This window comes from Caldimonas taiwanensis NBRC 104434 (genome assembly GCF_001592165.1).
Lineage (GTDB): Bacteria > Pseudomonadota > Gammaproteobacteria > Burkholderiales > Burkholderiaceae_C > Caldimonas > Caldimonas manganoxidans.
On sequence record NZ_BCWK01000003.1, the window covers coordinates 241,408 to 256,751 of the forward strand.

The 15,344-nt window shown below is 65.7% G+C and carries 18 protein-coding genes; 16 read left to right on the top strand and 2 right to left on the bottom strand.

All coding sequences use genetic code 11. The features are described from left to right. Positions 1-9: 9 nt before the first annotated feature. The 12 genes from fliG to fliR all read left to right on the top strand — a co-directional run bounded on the left by fliG (position 10) and on the right by fliR (position 9,360). Positions 10-1,005: a flagellar motor switch protein FliG gene (fliG, locus tag CTA01S_RS04435; RefSeq protein ID WP_019559132.1), complete on the top strand. Its 996-nt coding sequence runs from the start codon at positions 10-12 to the stop codon at positions 1,003-1,005. A gap of 17 nt (positions 1,006-1,022) precedes the next feature. Then, positions 1,023-1,730 (top strand): FliH/SctL family protein, encoded by a 708-nt coding sequence (locus CTA01S_RS04440; protein WP_232300988.1) that lies wholly within the window; start codon positions 1,023-1,025, stop codon positions 1,728-1,730. Beyond that, complete coding sequence (gene fliI, locus CTA01S_RS04445; RefSeq protein WP_019559130.1) at positions 1,727-3,145, top strand: flagellar protein export ATPase FliI; 1,419 nt, start codon at positions 1,727-1,729, stop codon at positions 3,143-3,145. The genes CTA01S_RS04440 and fliI overlap by 4 nt, the downstream gene beginning before the upstream one ends. Positions 3,146-3,175: 30 nt before the next feature. Beyond that, positions 3,176-3,649, top strand: coding sequence for a flagellar export protein FliJ (fliJ, locus tag CTA01S_RS04450; RefSeq protein ID WP_084362294.1), 474 nt, complete (start codon positions 3,176-3,178; stop codon positions 3,647-3,649). Between the two features lie 10 nt (positions 3,650-3,659). After that, a complete protein-coding gene (locus tag CTA01S_RS04455; protein ID WP_157451292.1) occupies positions 3,660-4,820 on the top strand; it encodes a flagellar hook-length control protein FliK in 1,161 nt (386 codons plus the stop codon). A 149-nt stretch (positions 4,821-4,969) separates the two neighbouring features. Further along, on the top strand, positions 4,970-5,542 hold the full coding sequence (locus tag CTA01S_RS04460) for a flagellar basal body-associated FliL family protein (protein WP_019559127.1): 573 nt from the start codon (positions 4,970-4,972) through the stop codon (positions 5,540-5,542). Positions 5,543-5,579: 37 nt separating this feature from the next. Next, positions 5,580-6,587 (top strand): flagellar motor switch protein FliM, encoded by a 1,008-nt coding sequence (fliM, locus tag CTA01S_RS04465; protein WP_019559126.1) that lies wholly within the window; start codon positions 5,580-5,582, stop codon positions 6,585-6,587. Then, positions 6,577-7,026, top strand: coding sequence for a flagellar motor switch protein FliN (gene fliN / locus CTA01S_RS04470; RefSeq protein WP_019559125.1), 450 nt, complete (start codon positions 6,577-6,579; stop codon positions 7,024-7,026). The genes fliM and fliN overlap by 11 nt, the downstream gene beginning before the upstream one ends. A 105-nt stretch (positions 7,027-7,131) precedes the next feature. Next, positions 7,132-7,497, top strand: coding sequence for a FliO/MopB family protein (locus CTA01S_RS04475; protein ID WP_232300989.1), 366 nt, complete (start codon positions 7,132-7,134; stop codon positions 7,495-7,497). After that, entirely contained in the window at positions 7,497-8,291 is a 795-nt protein-coding gene (gene fliP, locus CTA01S_RS04480) for a flagellar type III secretion system pore protein FliP (RefSeq protein WP_062192609.1), read from the top strand. The genes CTA01S_RS04475 and fliP overlap by 1 nt, the downstream gene beginning before the upstream one ends. 16 nt (positions 8,292-8,307) lie before the next feature. Next, on the top strand, positions 8,308-8,577 hold the full coding sequence (fliQ, locus tag CTA01S_RS04485; RefSeq protein ID WP_019559122.1) for a flagellar biosynthesis protein FliQ: 270 nt from the start codon (positions 8,308-8,310) through the stop codon (positions 8,575-8,577). Between the two features lie 21 nt (positions 8,578-8,598). Beyond that, positions 8,599-9,360, top strand: coding sequence for a flagellar biosynthetic protein FliR (gene fliR / locus CTA01S_RS04490; RefSeq protein WP_062192612.1), 762 nt, complete (start codon positions 8,599-8,601; stop codon positions 9,358-9,360). A 61-nt stretch (positions 9,361-9,421) separates the two neighbouring features. On the opposite strand, the gene CTA01S_RS04495 is transcribed toward fliR, so the two are convergent. Together CTA01S_RS04495 and CTA01S_RS04500 are read right to left on the bottom strand one after the other, a co-directional pair. Beyond that, the gene (locus tag CTA01S_RS04495; RefSeq protein ID WP_019559120.1) at positions 9,422-10,051 is read right to left on the bottom strand and encodes a response regulator; all 630 of its coding nucleotides are present in this window, start codon (positions 10,049-10,051) and stop codon (positions 9,422-9,424) included. Beyond that, positions 10,048-11,217: a hybrid sensor histidine kinase/response regulator gene (locus tag CTA01S_RS04500; protein WP_062192617.1), complete on the bottom strand. Its 1,170-nt coding sequence runs from the start codon at positions 11,215-11,217 to the stop codon at positions 10,048-10,050. Before CTA01S_RS04500 ends, CTA01S_RS04495 begins: the two co-directional genes overlap by 4 nt. Positions 11,218-11,382: 165 nt before the next feature. Here CTA01S_RS04500 and CTA01S_RS04505 point away from each other — a divergent pair, with 165 nt between their 5' ends. From CTA01S_RS04505 to CTA01S_RS04520, 4 genes are all read left to right on the top strand, one after another. Beyond that, positions 11,383-11,841: a hypothetical protein gene (locus CTA01S_RS04505; RefSeq protein ID WP_019559118.1), complete on the top strand. Its 459-nt coding sequence runs from the start codon at positions 11,383-11,385 to the stop codon at positions 11,839-11,841. A 62-nt stretch (positions 11,842-11,903) separates the two neighbouring features. Beyond that, on the top strand, positions 11,904-12,266 hold the full coding sequence (locus tag CTA01S_RS04510; RefSeq protein ID WP_026329874.1) for a response regulator: 363 nt from the start codon (positions 11,904-11,906) through the stop codon (positions 12,264-12,266). Between the two features lie 61 nt (positions 12,267-12,327). Continuing rightward, the gene (locus CTA01S_RS04515) at positions 12,328-14,466 is read left to right on the top strand and encodes a chemotaxis protein CheA (protein ID WP_062192622.1); all 2,139 of its coding nucleotides are present in this window, start codon (positions 12,328-12,330) and stop codon (positions 14,464-14,466) included. A 52-nt stretch (positions 14,467-14,518) separates the two neighbouring features. Next, positions 14,519-15,344, top strand: an 826-nt coding sequence (locus CTA01S_RS04520) for a HAMP domain-containing protein (protein WP_198150772.1), incomplete at its 3' end; no start/stop codon positions are given.

Sequence of the window (15,344 nt, forward strand, 5' to 3'; positions counted from 1 at the left end):
AAAGACACCATGGACGAAGACGGACTGCAAGACTCGGCCATCCTCCTCATGTCGCTCGGCGAGGAGGAAGCCGCTGAGGTCTTCAAGCACCTCACACCGAAAGAGGTGCAACGCCTGGGCGAGACCATCGCCAAAATGAAGGTCGTCCCCCGCGAGCGGGTCGAGTCGGTGCTGGACCGCTTCACGGCCGACGCCTCCGATCAAAGCATGCTCGTCAATGACACCGACGAATACGTCAAGTCGGTGTTGCGCAAGGCCTTGGGCGAGGACAAGGCCAACCTGCTGATCGACCGCATCTTGCAAGGCGGCGATGTCTCCGGGATCGAGAGCTTGAAGTGGATGGACCCGGCCTCCGTGGCCGAGCTGCTGCGCAACGAGCATCCGCAAATCATTGCCGCCATCTTGGTGCACCTGGAGTTCGACCAAGCCGCCGAAGTGCTCAAGCACTTCGCCGAGCGCACCCGCCACGAGGTCATGATCCGTGTGGCCACGCTCGACGGCATCCAACCCTCGGCCTTGAAAGACCTCAACGAGGTGCTCTCCAAGGTGCTCGCCGGCGGAGACAAGCTGCGCAAGGCCTCGCTCGGCGGCGTGAAAACCGCCGCCGAAATCATCAATCTGATGGGCTCCACCGTCGAAGGTCCGATGCTGGACTACATCCGTCAAATCGACCCCGACTTGGCCCAGAAGATCATGGACAACATGTTCACCTTCGACGATCTGATGAAGATCGACGACCGAGGGATCCAGACCCTGCTCAAAGAGGTGCAGACCGAGTCGCTCGTCATCGCCCTCAAAGGCGCCTCGCCCGAGCTGCGCGAGAAGATCTTCAGCAACATGTCTTCACGCGCGGCCGAAACACTGCGAGAGGACTTGGAATCCCGCGGCCCGGTGCGCCTGTCCGAAGTGGAAGCCGAGCAGAAAGAGTTGCTCAAGATCGTGCGCCGCCTGGCCGACGAAGGGCAGATCGTGCTGTCGATGGGCGGCGATGACGGCTTCGTCTGAAACCCCACCACATGCCCATGGCCACCCCACTGTACAGCCGCTTCATCCCACGAGAAGAGCTGCACTCGTTCTCGGCTTGGAGTCCCGACTCCTTTACCGACGAGTCGGCCGCTGCGCCCGCCGCAGGCGTGCCGCCGGCTCCGCAGCCCACCGAACAAGAGCGCGAAGCCCAGTGGCAGGCACAGATCGCCGAAGCCCGACAGGCCGGCTACAAAGACGGCTACCGTGACGGGCTGGTCGCGCTGGACGGGTTCAAACAAAGTTATGCCACCCAGGTCACGGCCCAAGTGGCCGCCGTGGCAGCATCGTTCCGCGCACAGCTCGATGCGATGGAGCAACAGCTCGCGCAGGGGTTGTCGCGGGTGGCCGTGGAAATCGCCCGCCAAGTCGTGCGCAGCGAGTTGAGCACACGCCCCGAGCTGATCCAGGCGGTGGCCCAAGAGGCTCTCAATGCCCTGGTGCATTCGGCCCGTCACATCCGCGTGCGACTGCACCCTGACGATTACCAGTTCCTCACCCAGCAGGGTCAGCTCGACCTGGACAGCCGAGGCGCCCGGCTGGTGAGCGATCCGGACATTCGCCGTGGCGGCTGCATCGTGGAATCCGACATCGGCCTCATCGATGCCAGCCTCGAAACCCGCTGGCGCCGCGCGGCCGCCGCCCTGGGCCACGACAGCCACTGGCAGGACGACGATGGCCCCACCCCAGGAGAGGACAGCACATGAGCGGCCCCGACACGGCTGCGGTCAAACTCGCAGCCTGGCATCAGTACCTCGAAGACTTGCGCAGCTTTGCCGCCGCGCCGCTGGGCTTGGAGACTCAGGGCACCCTCGTCAAAGTCGCCGGCCTGGTGCTCGAGGCTGCCGGCATCCGTGTGCCCGTGGGCTCGGTATGCGAAGTGCGCATGGACGGCCAGCCTCCGGTCCAGGCCGAGGTGGTGGGCTTCGCCGGTGACCGTGCCTACCTGATGCCCACCGGCGAGGTCCACGGGCTGGCCAGTGGTGCCCGCGTGGTGCCACTGGCCAGCCCCATCACCCCGCCGAAGCTCGGGCAAGTCAGCCACCCCTGGCGCCGCAGCGAAGACCGCAGCCTGCACCTGCCCATGGGCGATGGACTGCTTGGCCGTGTGGTCGACTCCCACGGCCGGCCGCTGGACCGCAAAGGTCCGATCACCGACGTCCACAACGAACCCCTGGTGCGCCGCCCCATCAACGCGATGGACCGGGACCCAGTGCGCGAACCGCTGGACACCGGCGTGCGAGCGATCAACGCCTTGCTCACGGTGGGCCGCGGCCAGCGCATCGGCTTGTTCGCGGGCTCGGGCGTGGGCAAATCGGTCTTGTTGGGCATGATGGCGCGCTACACCCGTGCCGATGTCATCGTCGTGGGTCTCATCGGTGAACGCGGCCGCGAGGTCAAGGAGTTCATCGAAGACATCCTCGGCGAGGACGGCTTGGCCCGCTCGGTCGTGGTGGCCGCCCCGGCCGACGCGCCGCCGCTGATGCGCATGCAAGGCGCCACCTACGCCACCGCGATCGCCGAACACTTTCGCGACCGCGGCCAGCATGTGCTGCTGCTGATGGACTCGCTCACCCGTTACGCCATGGCGCAACGCGAAATCGCCCTGGCCATCGGTGAGCCCCCCGCCACCAAAGGCTACCCCCCGAGTTGTTTTGCCAAGCTGCCTCAGCTCGTCGAGCGCAGCGGCAACGGGCTCAACGGCCTGGGCTCCATCACCGCGTTCTACACCGTCCTCAGCGAAGGTGATGACCAGCAAGACCCGATTGCCGATGCCGCGCGGGCCATTCTCGATGGCCACATCGTGCTGACGCGCGAGTTGGCCGAATCGGGCCACTATCCGGCCATCGACGTGGAAAAGTCCGCCTCGCGCGTGATGCACAACGTCGTGACCGCCGATCACCTCGAGGCCGCGCGCCGTCTGCGCCAGATGCTGGCCCGCTACAACCGCAGCCGCGACCTGTTGCAGCTGGGCGCCTACGTGCCTGGCCAAGACGCCGAACTCGACGCCGCCGTTCAGGCCTGGCCTGCCATCCGCGCTCTGCTGCAACAAGACATGCGTGAATGCGCTCCCTTGGCCGACAGCGTGCGCCGCATGATGGACTGCCTTGCCCCTCGCTGACTGCCCCCCACTTAGCCCCCAGGACACACCATGCACCCTCGGCTCCATCCCTTGACCCTGGCCCTCGAAGTGGCCGAAAAGGAATGCCAGCAGGCCCACCAGGTCGTGCTGCGCCTGCAGCACCAGATGGATGCTGCCCGCGCACAGGCCCGACAACTCGACGACTACCGTCGCGACTACCAGCAGCGCTGGAGTGAGCGCTTCCGCATCGAAGGCACGGCACCGATCCTGCAGTGCTACCAAGACTTCATGGCGCGCCTGGATCAAGCCAGCACGCAGCAACAAGCCACGGTGCAACGCCTGCAACACCACCTCGAGCAAGCCCAACAATCCTTGCGCGAACGCGAGACGCGGGCAGCGTCCATCCGCAAGTTGATCGAACGCCGCCAAGGCGAGCTGGCGCTGGCCCGCCAGCGGCAAGAGCAAAAGCTCACGGACGAACAAGCCGCACGCATGGCCTGGTCCCGTGGTGCCGCCGACTCCGGCGACTTGGCGCTGGCCTGAAGGAAGCCCCATGTCCGTCACCGCCCTGCCCTTTGCGCTGACGCCCACCCCCGGGGGTGTGGGAAGCACGTCCCCGGTCCGTGCCGGCAGCGCCCGAGCCGATGCGGAGGCATCCGATTTCGGCCGCTGGCTGCAACACGCCCACGGGGCGGCACCCGCCCCACGCGCCGCAGTCCAAGCCACGCCGCAGACCCCACCCCCCCGGCCCAGCACGGCCGAGACTCGGCCCCCCCTGCCCGACCGAGTCGCGCAGCCCATGGACGCAGCCGCAGCGCCTGCGCAAGCCGATCCCGACTCGCCACCGGCCGAGGACACCGACGACGAGGAGCCGGCCTCGACCTCCGGCAACGGCGAGCCCATGGCGGCATGGTGGTGGAGCCCGCCCGAGCCCCCGGCCTCGCCGATCAAGCCCGAGGCAGGCGCCGAAGGCCCGCACAAAGCAGACCCGCTGTCCCCCGCGCGCGAGGGCAAAGCCGCCCTCCCGACGCAGGCATTCGAGCTGCAAACGCCAAGGCCCGAGGCCCCGCCCGAGCCGCCGGCGGCCGCGCCCTCGGATCCAGCCGCGCCAACGCTTTTCATGACGGAGGCCACCGAGCCCCCCCCGGCCGGCGCCCCCCTCCCGAGCCCGCCCCCCCTGGAGGCGCACGGCGCCGATGCGGCAGGCCCAGGCCCGATGCCGTGGATGGTCGGTGCGGTCGCCCCCGCGCACGCCACACCCCGCGCCGAAGGAACAAGTGCCCCGCCCAGCGCCACGCTGGCCACGCCCGTGCACGACCCGGATTTCCCGGATGCGCTGGCACAGCACATCACCGTCCTCACCCGGCAAGGCGTCCACGAGGCCCAGCTCCACCTGCGTCCGGCCGACATGGGCACGGTGAGCATCCACATCGCCATTGCGGGCCAACACGCCCAGGTGGAATTTGCCGCCAGCGCCAGTGCCACGCGCGCCGCGCTGGAGGCCAGCTTCTCGCATTTGGCGGCGGCCCTGCACGAAGCCGGGCTGACCCTCACCGGCGGTGGCGTCTCCGGCGAGACCCTGCCGCGCCGCCAGGCCCCCAGCGACACGCCCGGTGCAGCGGGTCGGCCCAGCGACGAACCATCGCCCACGCCTGTGGCGGGCGTGCGCACGCGCATCGTCCCGCTGGCGGGCCGGCTAGACCTCTATGTTTGAGCATGGCCACGCCAAAACCGGCGAAACCTCACGGCAACCCCCGTTTTCCGCCCTTATTCGCCGGTTCGGGCGCCCCATCCCCTCGAATAATCAAGTGACATGCCCCAAAGCCTCCACAGGCATGGGGCCCCGACTCGAAGGAAATGACCATGTCCACAGCCGCAGCCGCCGATGCCGCCCCGGCCAAAGGGGGCAAGAAGCTCTTGTTGTTCGCCATCATCGGAGTGGTCGTGTTGGCCGTGGCCGCCGTAGCGGCCGTGCTCCTGCTCAAGAAACACGGGGCCCAGGACGAAGACGAAGCCCTGGACGAACCGCCTGCGGCCACGCAAAGCACCAAGAAGAAAAAGGCTGCGGTCGCCCCCACGTTCTTGCCCTTGGACACCTTCACCGTCAACCTGGCCGACCGCCAGGCCGAACGCTATGCGCAAGTCGGCATCACGCTGGAAGTGGAATCGCCCGAAGTCGTCGAACAACTCAAAGCCTTCATGCCGGCGATCCGCAGCAACATCTTGATGCTGTTGTCGCAGAAAACCGCCACCGAGTTGTACGACCGAGCCGGCAAAGAACAGCTGGCCATGGAAATCATGCGCGAAGCGGTCCGCCCCCTGGGCATCGAATTGGACGAAGAGCCGCCGGCAGCCCCCAACGGCAAGGCCCGCAAACGCCCAGCCGTGCACAACCCGATTCTGGCCGTGCACTTTTCCAACTTCATCATCCAGTGAGCCTGCGGCCGTCCCCATCGCCCAGGGAGATGCACCGATGAGCCAGCAAATTCTGTCGCAAGACGAGGTCGATGCCCTGTTGCAAGGCATCACCGGCGAAAGCCAAAAGCTGGAAGAAGAGGAGGTTCCGGCCGGCGGCATCCGCGACTATGACATCGCCAGCCAGGAACGCATCGTGCGTGGGCGCATGCCCACGATGGAGATCATCAACGAACGATTCGCGCGCAACATCCGCATCGGGTTGTTCAATCTCATCCGCAAAAGCCCCGAAGTGTCCGTCGGGGCCATCAAGGTGCAAAAGTACAGCGCCTTCCTGCGCGAGATCGTCGTTCCCACCAACTTCAACATCGTCTCGGTCAAGCCCTTGCGGGGATCGGGTCTGGTGGTGTGCGACCCCACGCTGGTGTTCGCCGTCATCGATGCCCTGTTTGGCGGCAACGGCAAATTCCACACCCGCATCGAAGGCCGCGACTTCTCGCCCACCGAGCAGCGCATCATCAACCGGCTGGTCGATGTCATCCGCGAGGAATACAAAAAAGCCTGGCAGGGCATCTACCCGCTGGAGCTGGAATACCAGCGCTCGGAGATGCAGCCGCAGTTCGCCAATGTGGCCACGCCCAGCGAGATCGTCGTGGCCACTTCGTTCACCCTGGAAATCGGCGACACCACCGGCACGGTGCATTTCTGCATCCCCTATGCCACGCTGGAACCCATCCGCGACATCCTGTATTCCACGGTACAAGGCGATTCGGCCGAGCCCGACCGCCGATGGGTCAAGCTGCTCACCCACCAGATCCAGGCCGCCGAGGTCGAACTCGTCGCCGAGCTGGGGACCGCCCCGGCCACGGTCGAGCAACTCTTGTCGCTCAAGCCGGGCGACTTCCTGGAGCTGGACCTGGCTCCGGCCATCGAAGTCAAGGTCGACGGCGTACCGGTTTTCGAATGCCAGTACGGCACCTCCAACGGCAAATACGCCGTGCGCATCGAGAAAGTATTGACCGGCCAAGAACTCGGCTGGTTGGGAGAGCACCATCATGTCAGTTGAGCATCAGCAGCCCACCGACGAGCAAGACGCGATGGCCGCAGAATGGGAAGCGGCCCTGGCCCAGCAGAAAGGTGCCGCCGCTGCGGCCGAGGAGGTGGTGACCACGGCGGCCGAGCAGGTGGCGCCGGCCTCGTTCACCAACTTCACCCCCACCACCTCGAACGCTGCGGGCAACGACATCAACATGATCCTGGACATCCCGGTGCAACTCACCGTGGAGCTGGGACGCACCCGCATCCCGATCAAACACATCCTGCAGCTGGCCCAAGGCTCGGTGATCGAGCTCGACGCCCTGGCCGGCGAGCCCATGGATGTGCTGGTCAACGGCTACCTCATCGCACAGGGCGAGGTGGTCGTGGTCAATGACAAGTTTGGCATCCGCCTCACCGACATCGTCACGCCGTCCGAACGCATGCGCCGCCTCAGCCGTGGCGGCTGAGCCTGCGCGGCCGTGACGCAATGCACGCGCCACGGCACAAAGCCCAAAGCAAGGGGCCATCGGCCCCTTTCTTCTTGGCTTCCAAGGCCCGCCAGGCTGCCCACAATGAGCAGCAACGGTTCATTGCCCTTGCTGCCCATGCCCACCGCCGGCTCCTTCCTCCTGTGGTTCCTGCTCATCGTCGCGGCCATCCCGCTGACGCTGTGGTTCCTCAAGCGCAGCCCTTTGGGGAGCCTCGGCCAGACGCAAACCACCCGCATCATCTCCAGCACGCCCGTGGGTCCCGCGCAAAGACTGGTGACCGTCGAAGTCGGCCACGGCGATGAGCGCCGCTGGCTGATTCTGGGCGTCACCGCCCAGAGCATTCGCACCCTGCACACCCTGCCCGCGCAAGACCTGCCGCAGGCCCCACCGGCCCCTCAAGCGCCGGCCTTTGCCAGCTTGTTCCACACCATGCGCAAGGATCGCTGATGCAGCTCGAACGCCCTCTGGCTTGGCGGCGCCTTGCCCATCTCGGCGCGATCGCCGTCTTGTCGTTGATCTCGGCATTGCCGGCAGCCGCTTGGGCCCAGACGAGTGGCGGTGTCGGCACCGGCACGCTGCCCGTGCTCATCGGCCAGGGGCCCGGTGGCACGAGCTACTCGGTGCCGATCCAAACCCTGCTCTTTTTCACCGCGCTGAGCTTCATTCCAGCCGTGTTGCTGCTGATGACGAGCTTCACGCGCATCGTCATCGTGCTGAGTCTGCTGCGCCAAGCCCTGGGCACCCAGTCGGCCCCGCCCAACCAGGTCATCATCGGACTGTCGCTCTTCCTCACGCTGTTCGTGATGGGGCCGACCATCGACCGCATCTACTCCGAGGCCTATCAGCCCTACACGGCCCAGCAGATCGACTTCGACATCGCCGTGCAACGCGCCGAAGCGCCGATGCGTGAATTCATGCTCAAGCAAACGCGCGAATCCGACTTCGCGCTATTTGCCAAGCTGGCCAAGCTCGACCCCTCGGTGACCGCCCAACAGGCCCCCTTGCGCGTGCTGGTGCCTGCGTTCGTCACCAGCGAGCTCAAAAGCGCCTTCCAGATCGGTTTCATGATCTTCATTCCTTTCTTGATCATCGACATGATCGTCGCCAGCGTCCTGATGAGCCTGGGCATGATGATGCTCTCGCCCGTGTTGGTGGCCCTGCCGTTCAAGCTGATGCTCTTCGTACTGGCCGACGGCTGGAACCTGCTGCTTGGATCGCTGGCGGCCAGCTTCGTCACTTGACTGCAAGGACACACACATGGACGCCTCCCATGTCTTCACCCTCGGCCAGCAGGCGCTGTACATCCTGCTGATGCTGTCCGCGCCACTGTTGCTGACCGTGCTGGCCATCGGCTTGGTGGTCAGCATCATCCAGGCGGCCACCCAAATCCACGAGGCCACCCTGTCGTTCGTGCCCAAGCTGGTGGGAGCGGTGATCGTGCTGGCCATGGCCGGCCCGTGGATGATGACCACCCTGGTCGAATACATCCAGCGCACCCTTGGCGGCATCCCCGGCATGGTCCAGTGAGCCCGATCGCGGCGCGGCCCCATGCTCACCTTCACCGACGCCCAGCTCAGCGCCTGGCTGTCACCGTTGCTGTGGCCCTTTTTTCGGGCGCTGGCACTGTTCATGACCGTGCCGGTGCTGTCGCAGCGCGCCATACCTGCCCGCGCGAAGATCGGCCTGGCCTTCTTGGTGGCCCTGGCCGCACAAGCATGGATGCCACAAGTCACGCCGGTGGCGCTGGACGCGCCAGACGCCCTGTTGGTGCTGATTCAGCAGCTGCTCATCGGCGCAACCCTGGGATTTGCCGTACGACTGATCTTTGCCGGCATGGAGTATGCCGGCGAGCTGATCGGCTTGCAGATGGGCCTGGGCTTTGCGGCCTTCTTCGACCCCGCGCAAGGCGGCGCGACCAATGCCGTCAGTCGCTTGTTCGGCACCCTCAGCGCCTTGCTCTTCGTGGTCATCAACGGCCACCTGATCCTCGTGGCGGCCGTGGTCCAGAGTTTCCAGACGTTTCCGGTCGGCCCCGAACCCATGGCTTTGCCGCGCCTGCTCCAAGTCCACAGCTGGGGCGCCGAGGTGTTCAAGCTCGGCCTGTGGATCGCCCTGCCGCTGCTGGCCATGCTGATCTTCGTCAACCTGGTGCTGGGCGTGATTTCTCGCGTGGCTCAGCAGATGAACATCTTTGCCATCGGATTTCCGATCACCGTATCCGTCGGATTGCTGGGTCTGCTGCTGACCCTACCGACCATGGAGCAACCGTTCGTGATGGCCATCGAGCGTGCACTGAGTCACTTCCGATGAGGCCGCCCGCACGGGCCGGACGCCGCGATGCGCCGCCGCAACGGCGACCGGCCACGGCGCTTCACACCAAGCCGTTGCGAATGGCGTAGACCGTCAACTCGGAATTGTTGCTCAGGCCGAGCTTCTCGAGCACCCGCGCACGATAGACGCTGACCGTCTTGGGGCTGAGCGTCAGTTCCTCGGCAATGTCCGACAAACGCTTGCCCGAGGCGATCATCACCAGCGTTTGCAACTCGCGATCCGACAAGCGTTCATGCGGCGCCTCGGTGGTCGGGGCCGTCAGGCTCTCCACCAACATCTGTGCCATGTCGGGCGTGACGTACTTGCGCCCTTGAGCCACCGTGCGCACGGCAGCCACCAGCTGGGACGGGTCGCCCCCCTTGTTCACGTAACCATAGGCCCCGGCCTTCAAGGCCCGGATGGCGTATTGATCCTCGGGATACATCGACACCACCAGCACTTTCACTGGCGAGCCTTCTTCCTTCAGGGCGTGCAGCACGTCCAGGCCGCTGCGGCCTGGCAAGTTGATGTCCAGCACCAACACATCGCAGCCCTGGCGTCGCATCAGGGCACGCAACTCGCCGTAATCGCCCGCCTCGCCCACCACCTCGATGTCCGGGGCATCCGACAAGGTGTCTCGGATTCCCCGGCGAATCAGCGCGTGGTCGTCGCACAGGATCACTTGAATCACAGTTCCCCCCAGAACGTCGGGTCTTCGCCCGAGCGTACATCATGCAAACGCGGAATGTCTTCTTCCCCCCCACGATCCACTGGCCCCCGCAGAGGCACCGACAGAATCAAGGTCGTGCCGTGCGGACCGCTGCTGAGGTCCACCCAGCCCCCCACCGTGCTGGCCCGCTCATGCAGCCCGCGGATGCCAAACGAACGGGCCTTGGCCAGATCGGCACGGCTCAATCCCCGGCCATTGTCGCTGACCTCCAAGGACAGCACGCCAGCGGCGATGGTCAAATCCACATTCACCCGCGTGGCCTGGGCATGCTTGGCCACATTGGTCAAAGCCTCCTGCGCGGTCCGGTAGGCCACCAAGGGCACACCGGCGGGCAAGCGGGGATGTTCCTGGCTCGAACGGAAACGCGTCTCAATTCCGGTACGCTTCTCGAACGTCGCGGTCATCCATTGCAGCGCCGCCACCAAGCCCTGCTCCAGAATCGCCGGGCGCAGGTTGTGCATGATGCGCTTGCTCGACTCCAGCGCTTGGCTGACGGTCTCCAGGGCCTCATGCGCGCGCCGCACGATGGCAGGCTCGTTCGAATGGCGAGCGATCCAGGCCAAGTCGAACTTCAGCGCGGTCAACGAGCCCCCCACGTCATCATGGATTTCGCGGGCGATGGCTGCTCGCTCGCGCTCCACGCTGGTTTGGAGATGCTGGGCCAATTCACGCAGGCGCTCTTGCGACTGTGCCAAAGCCACATCGGCCTGCCGCTTGTCGCGCAAGGCTTGATGCGCCTCGATGGCATGCAGCATGGCCGGCACGAGCCGGGTCAGATTGTTCTTGAGCAGATAGTCGGCCGCGCCGTTGCGCATGGCCTCCACCGCGGTGTCTTCGCCGATTTCGCCCGAGACGATGATGAACGGAGTCAAGAGGCCCCGCGACTTGATCATCTCCAGCGCCACCAGCCCCGAAAAGCCCGGCAGGCTGTAGTCCGACAAGATGACATCCCAGGACGCATCGCCCCCTTCCGCCAAGGCCGCTTCGAATTGCGCCGCCGTCTCCACGCGACGCGCATGCACCGTCAGGCCGGCACGGCGCATCTGGGTCACCATCAGCTCGTGATCCAGCTCCGAGTCCTCGATGTGCAGGACCCGCAGCAGCCGCGGGGCATCAGCAGTGGGCATCTGAGGGTTTTCCCGTTGGCGACCTTCAGTGGGCCATCGTGCGGCCGATATAGCGTCAGGTCCGGACCGCAAGGTCCGCGCTCAAGACGTGCAAAGGACTGCCGAAAATTCTAGCGCCAGGCCTCAATGTATGCCCGCATGCCTTCGCCGAGCCACGGAGACCCCATGCTGACCACCCCACCGCCCAGCCCCGATCCGGGGCCCACCCTGCCCTTGCCTGTGGCCGCCGACTTGCAGGACCACCTGATGACGGCCACGCACGACCTGGAGCGACTCCAGGGCCTGCTGGCCGATGCCTGCGACGGCCTGATGCTGCGCTTTTCGACCGCCGTCCAGCAGATGGAAGGGCTCATGCAAGCCGCCAGCGACCACCGCATCCAGACCAGCGAGCTGGTCCCGGTGCTGCGCAACCTCAGTGGGGCGGTCACCGCATTGCAGTTTCAGGACATGGCCTCGCAACTCATCGCGCACACCAACCGGCGTCTGCGCAACTGCGCCGATCGAATCGCGCGCGAGACCATGGGCGATGACGAAGACGGCCAAACCGTCGTCGAAGACGCGCCGCTGAGGCCCAACCCAGTCACCCAGTCCGAGATGGACGCCGGATCGATCGAACTGTTCTGAACCCGAACTCAAGTTTTCGCCCCAGGTACCGATACCCAGCCAGACACATCGGAGAGACAGCCATGCATTCCATCCTTGCGGTAGACGATTCCGCCTCCATGCGCCAGATGGTCGCCTTCACCCTGAAGAACGCCGGCTACCACGTGGTGGAGGCCGTCGACGGCCAGGATGCCTATGAAAAAGCCGGCACTCGCACCTTCGACCTCGTGCTGACCGACCAGAACATGCCCCGCATGGATGGCATCAGCCTGACGAAAAAGCTGCGCGAGAACCCGCAATTCAAAAGCACGCCCATTTTGATTCTGACCACGGAATCCAGCGACCAGATGAAACAGGCTGGTCGGGCCGCGGGTGCGACCGGCTGGTTGGTCAAGCCCTTCGATCCGAACAAGCTGATCGAGGTGATTCAAAAAGTGATCAAGTGAGCTGGCCCGCCGCCGCACTGCTGCCATCCGTCCCATCATCCGACCGCACCAGGAGTACACCGTGGGCGAAATGACCTCCGAAGGCGCCCAGCTGGGCGCCAGTTTCGACCTCAGCCAGTTCTACCAGGTCTTCTTCGAAGAAGCCTCGGAGAACCTGGAGCGCATGGAGCAGCTCTTGCTCGAGCTGGACATCGAAGCCGCCGATGACGAAGAGCTCAACGCCATCTTCCGCTGCGCGCACTCGATCAAAGGGGGGGCGGCCACCTTCGGCTTCAACGACGTGGCCGAGCTGACCCACCAGATGGAGACGCTGCTGGACAAACTGCGCCGCCATGAGCTGCAACCCACGCCCAGCATGGTCGACGTGCTGTTGGCCTCGGGCGATGCCCTCAAAGCCCAGCTCGCACGCCACCAAACCGGCGCTGGCGACGTGATCGACACCACCGAGTTGCTGTTCAACATCCGTGCCCTGGCCGCCGGCGAGGCGCCCCCGGCCCCGGTGGCCGCGCCCCCCGTGGTCAGCGCGCCCGCCGAGCCGCCGGCACCGGCGGCAGCAGCCCAAGGCGAACGCACCCTGGAACTCGTGGTCGGTCCGCTGCCCGACCCGTCGGTGGCCGACAACCTGGTCGAGCTCTTCAAGGAAATCGTCGATTTGGGCCACATCGAACCGCTGGATGGGGGTGTCGCCCAGCAGGGCATGCGGCGATTCAAGGTCGTCACGCGCAGCTCCGAGTCTGAACTGCTGGATCTGTTCACCTTCCATGTCTCCAAAGAGCATGTGCAGTTCAAACCTCTGAGCCCGGCGTCCACGGCACCGGCGGCCCCGCCGTCCCCGGCCTCGGCCGCCCCCGACCCCGGCTACGGCTTCTTCGAGAACGCGCCCGGCGCACCCGCGCCCGCCGCCCCGGACCCCGGCTATGGCTTTTTCGAAAACGCCCCTGGGGCTCCGTCGTCCACGTCCACGCCAGCGCCGGCCAAATCCGCGCCCAGCCCCAAGCCCGCTGCGCGCGGCGAGGCCCGCAGCAGCGCCTCGCTCGATGCCGCCACGATCCGTGTTTCGGTCGAGAAAGTCGACCAGCTCATCAACCTCGTGGGCGAACTCGTCATCACCCAGGCCATGCTGGCGCAAACCAGTCGCAACCTCGATCCGGTGGTGCACCAGCAATTGCTCGCTGGCCTGACTGACCTGGACCGCAACACGCGCGACCTGCAGGAAGCCGTGATGTCGATCCGCATGATCCCCATGTCCACGGTGTTCAGCCGCTTCCCGCGCATGCTGCGCGATCTGGCCAACAAACTCGGCAAAAAGGTCGAACTGGTCACGCACGGCGAAGCCACCGAGCTGGACAAAGGATTGGTCGAGAAGATCACCGACCCGCTGACCCACCTGGTGCGCAATTCCTGCGATCATGGCATCGAGCTGCCGGCCGAACGCCTGGCCGCCGGCAAACCAGAGACCGGCACCATCACCCTGTCGGCCTCGCACCAAGGTGGCTCCATCGTGATCGAAGTCCGTGATGACGGTCGCGGCCTGAGCCGAGAAAAGCTCTTGAAGAAAGCCCGCGAACGCGGACTGCACGCGCCCGACACGCTCACCGACCAGGAAGTGTGGAACCTCATTTTCGAGCCCGGCTTCTCCACCGCCGAGCAAGTCACCGACGTCTCTGGCCGCGGGGTGGGCATGGACGTGGTGAAGAAAAACATCGCTGCGCTCAACGGCACGGTGGAAATCGACTCGGCCGAAGGCTATGGCATGCGCGTCTCGGTGCGCCTGCCGCTGACGCTGGCCATCATGGACGGCATGAGCGTCGGCGTGGGCGACGAGTGCTACATCCTGCCCTTGTCCTCGGTGGTCGAGAGCTTCCAAGTCGAGCCCGGCATGATCAAGACCGTGGGCACCAGCGGCCGCGTGGTCGAGGTGCGCTCGGAGTACATGCCCGTCATCGAACTGGAACAAGTCTTCAAAGTCCCACGCTTCGACTTCGAGCACGCCAGCTCCATCATGGTCGTGGTCGAAGCCGAAGGCGGCCGCGTCGCGCTGATGGTCGATGAGCTGCTCGGCCAACAACAGGTGGTGGTGAAAAACCTCGAGGCCAACTATCGCAAAGTGCCCGACGTCTCCGGCGCCACCATCCTCGGCGATGGCCGCGTGGCCCTCATCCTCGACGTGGCCAGCCTGGTGCGGCGCTCCCGTCACTGAAGATGCCAGGCCTCCGCCGCAGGAGGCCTTGCCGTTGCTGCCCCATACCCCCATGAAAATCGGAACCAAGCTGTGGTGCGCCACAGCCCTCATCGCGGCCTGTCAGCTCAGCCTCGTGGCCATCTCCGGCCTGCGCTCGGCCTCATCCACCCAGTTTTTCGACACCCATCAAGCGGCCCACGAGGCCAAACTCGATGCGGCCATGCAGTGGCAAGCCCAACGCCAAGCCTATGTCGAGCGCCTGCAAGCCCTGGCGCTGGCACCGGCCGAGGCGCCCCAGGCCCGCCGCCTCCACGAGGCCCTGGACACCAGCCACCGCGAGATCGAAGCCTTGATCGCACGACTGGAAGCGGCCACGCTGTCGGCGCCCGAGCGTTCTGCATTGCAGCAAGCCCGCGAGCACCAGACCCAACTGGCCCAGCTCAGCGAGCGCATCACCCAACTGCGCACCCAAGGCGATATGGCCGCCCTCACCCGCCTGCTCGATCACGACATCAGCGCATCGGCCCGCCGCAACCAAGACGTGCACCGAGACCTGCTGACGGCGCTGTCCGCATCGGCCGCGCAGTTCAAGGCCGAATTCAAGGCCCAGCGGCAGGCCACGATCGCCCTGGCTGCCAGCGCCGCCGTGCTGGTCTTGAGCCTGCTGGCCGCCGGCACCTGGTGGTTGGTGCGCTCCATCCGCGATCCGCTGCGCGAAGCGGTCGCCGCTGCGCGCCGCATCGCGCAGGGCGACCTGGCCACCCCGGTGCACGGCCGTCGCGATGATGAAATCGGTGAAATGATGCAGGCCCTGGCGCAGATGCAACAGGCTCTGCGCGACACCGTCGCTCAGGTGCGACTGTCCACCGACAGCATCTCCACCGCATCGAGCGAAA

Coding starts and splice junctions, on each gene's coding strand:
- CTA01S_RS04455 (WP_157451292.1), top strand. CDS start 3,660: ATGTCCGTCACCGCCCTGCCCTTTGCGCTGACGCCCACCCCCGGGGGT.
- fliM (WP_019559126.1), top strand. CDS start 5,580: ATGAGCCAGCAAATTCTGTCGCAAGACGAGGTCGATGCCCTGTTGCAA.
- fliG (WP_019559132.1), top strand. CDS start 10: ATGGACGAAGACGGACTGCAAGACTCGGCCATCCTCCTCATGTCGCTC.
- CTA01S_RS04460 (WP_019559127.1), top strand. CDS start 4,970: ATGTCCACAGCCGCAGCCGCCGATGCCGCCCCGGCCAAAGGGGGCAAG.
- fliJ (WP_084362294.1), top strand. CDS start 3,176: ATGCACCCTCGGCTCCATCCCTTGACCCTGGCCCTCGAAGTGGCCGAA.
- CTA01S_RS04475 (WP_232300989.1), top strand. CDS start 7,132: ATGAGCAGCAACGGTTCATTGCCCTTGCTGCCCATGCCCACCGCCGGC.
- fliI (WP_019559130.1), top strand. CDS start 1,727: ATGAGCGGCCCCGACACGGCTGCGGTCAAACTCGCAGCCTGGCATCAG.
- CTA01S_RS04440 (WP_232300988.1), top strand. CDS start 1,023: ATGGCCACCCCACTGTACAGCCGCTTCATCCCACGAGAAGAGCTGCAC.
- fliN (WP_019559125.1), top strand. CDS start 6,577: ATGTCAGTTGAGCATCAGCAGCCCACCGACGAGCAAGACGCGATGGCC.
- fliR (WP_062192612.1), top strand. CDS start 8,599: ATGCTCACCTTCACCGACGCCCAGCTCAGCGCCTGGCTGTCACCGTTG.
- CTA01S_RS04505 (WP_019559118.1), top strand. CDS start 11,383: ATGCTGACCACCCCACCGCCCAGCCCCGATCCGGGGCCCACCCTGCCC.
- fliP (WP_062192609.1), top strand. CDS start 7,497: ATGCAGCTCGAACGCCCTCTGGCTTGGCGGCGCCTTGCCCATCTCGGC.
- fliQ (WP_019559122.1), top strand. CDS start 8,308: ATGGACGCCTCCCATGTCTTCACCCTCGGCCAGCAGGCGCTGTACATC.
- CTA01S_RS04500 (WP_062192617.1), bottom strand. CDS start 11,217: ATGCCCACTGCTGATGCCCCGCGGCTGCTGCGGGTCCTGCACATCGAG.
- CTA01S_RS04510 (WP_026329874.1), top strand. CDS start 11,904: ATGCATTCCATCCTTGCGGTAGACGATTCCGCCTCCATGCGCCAGATG.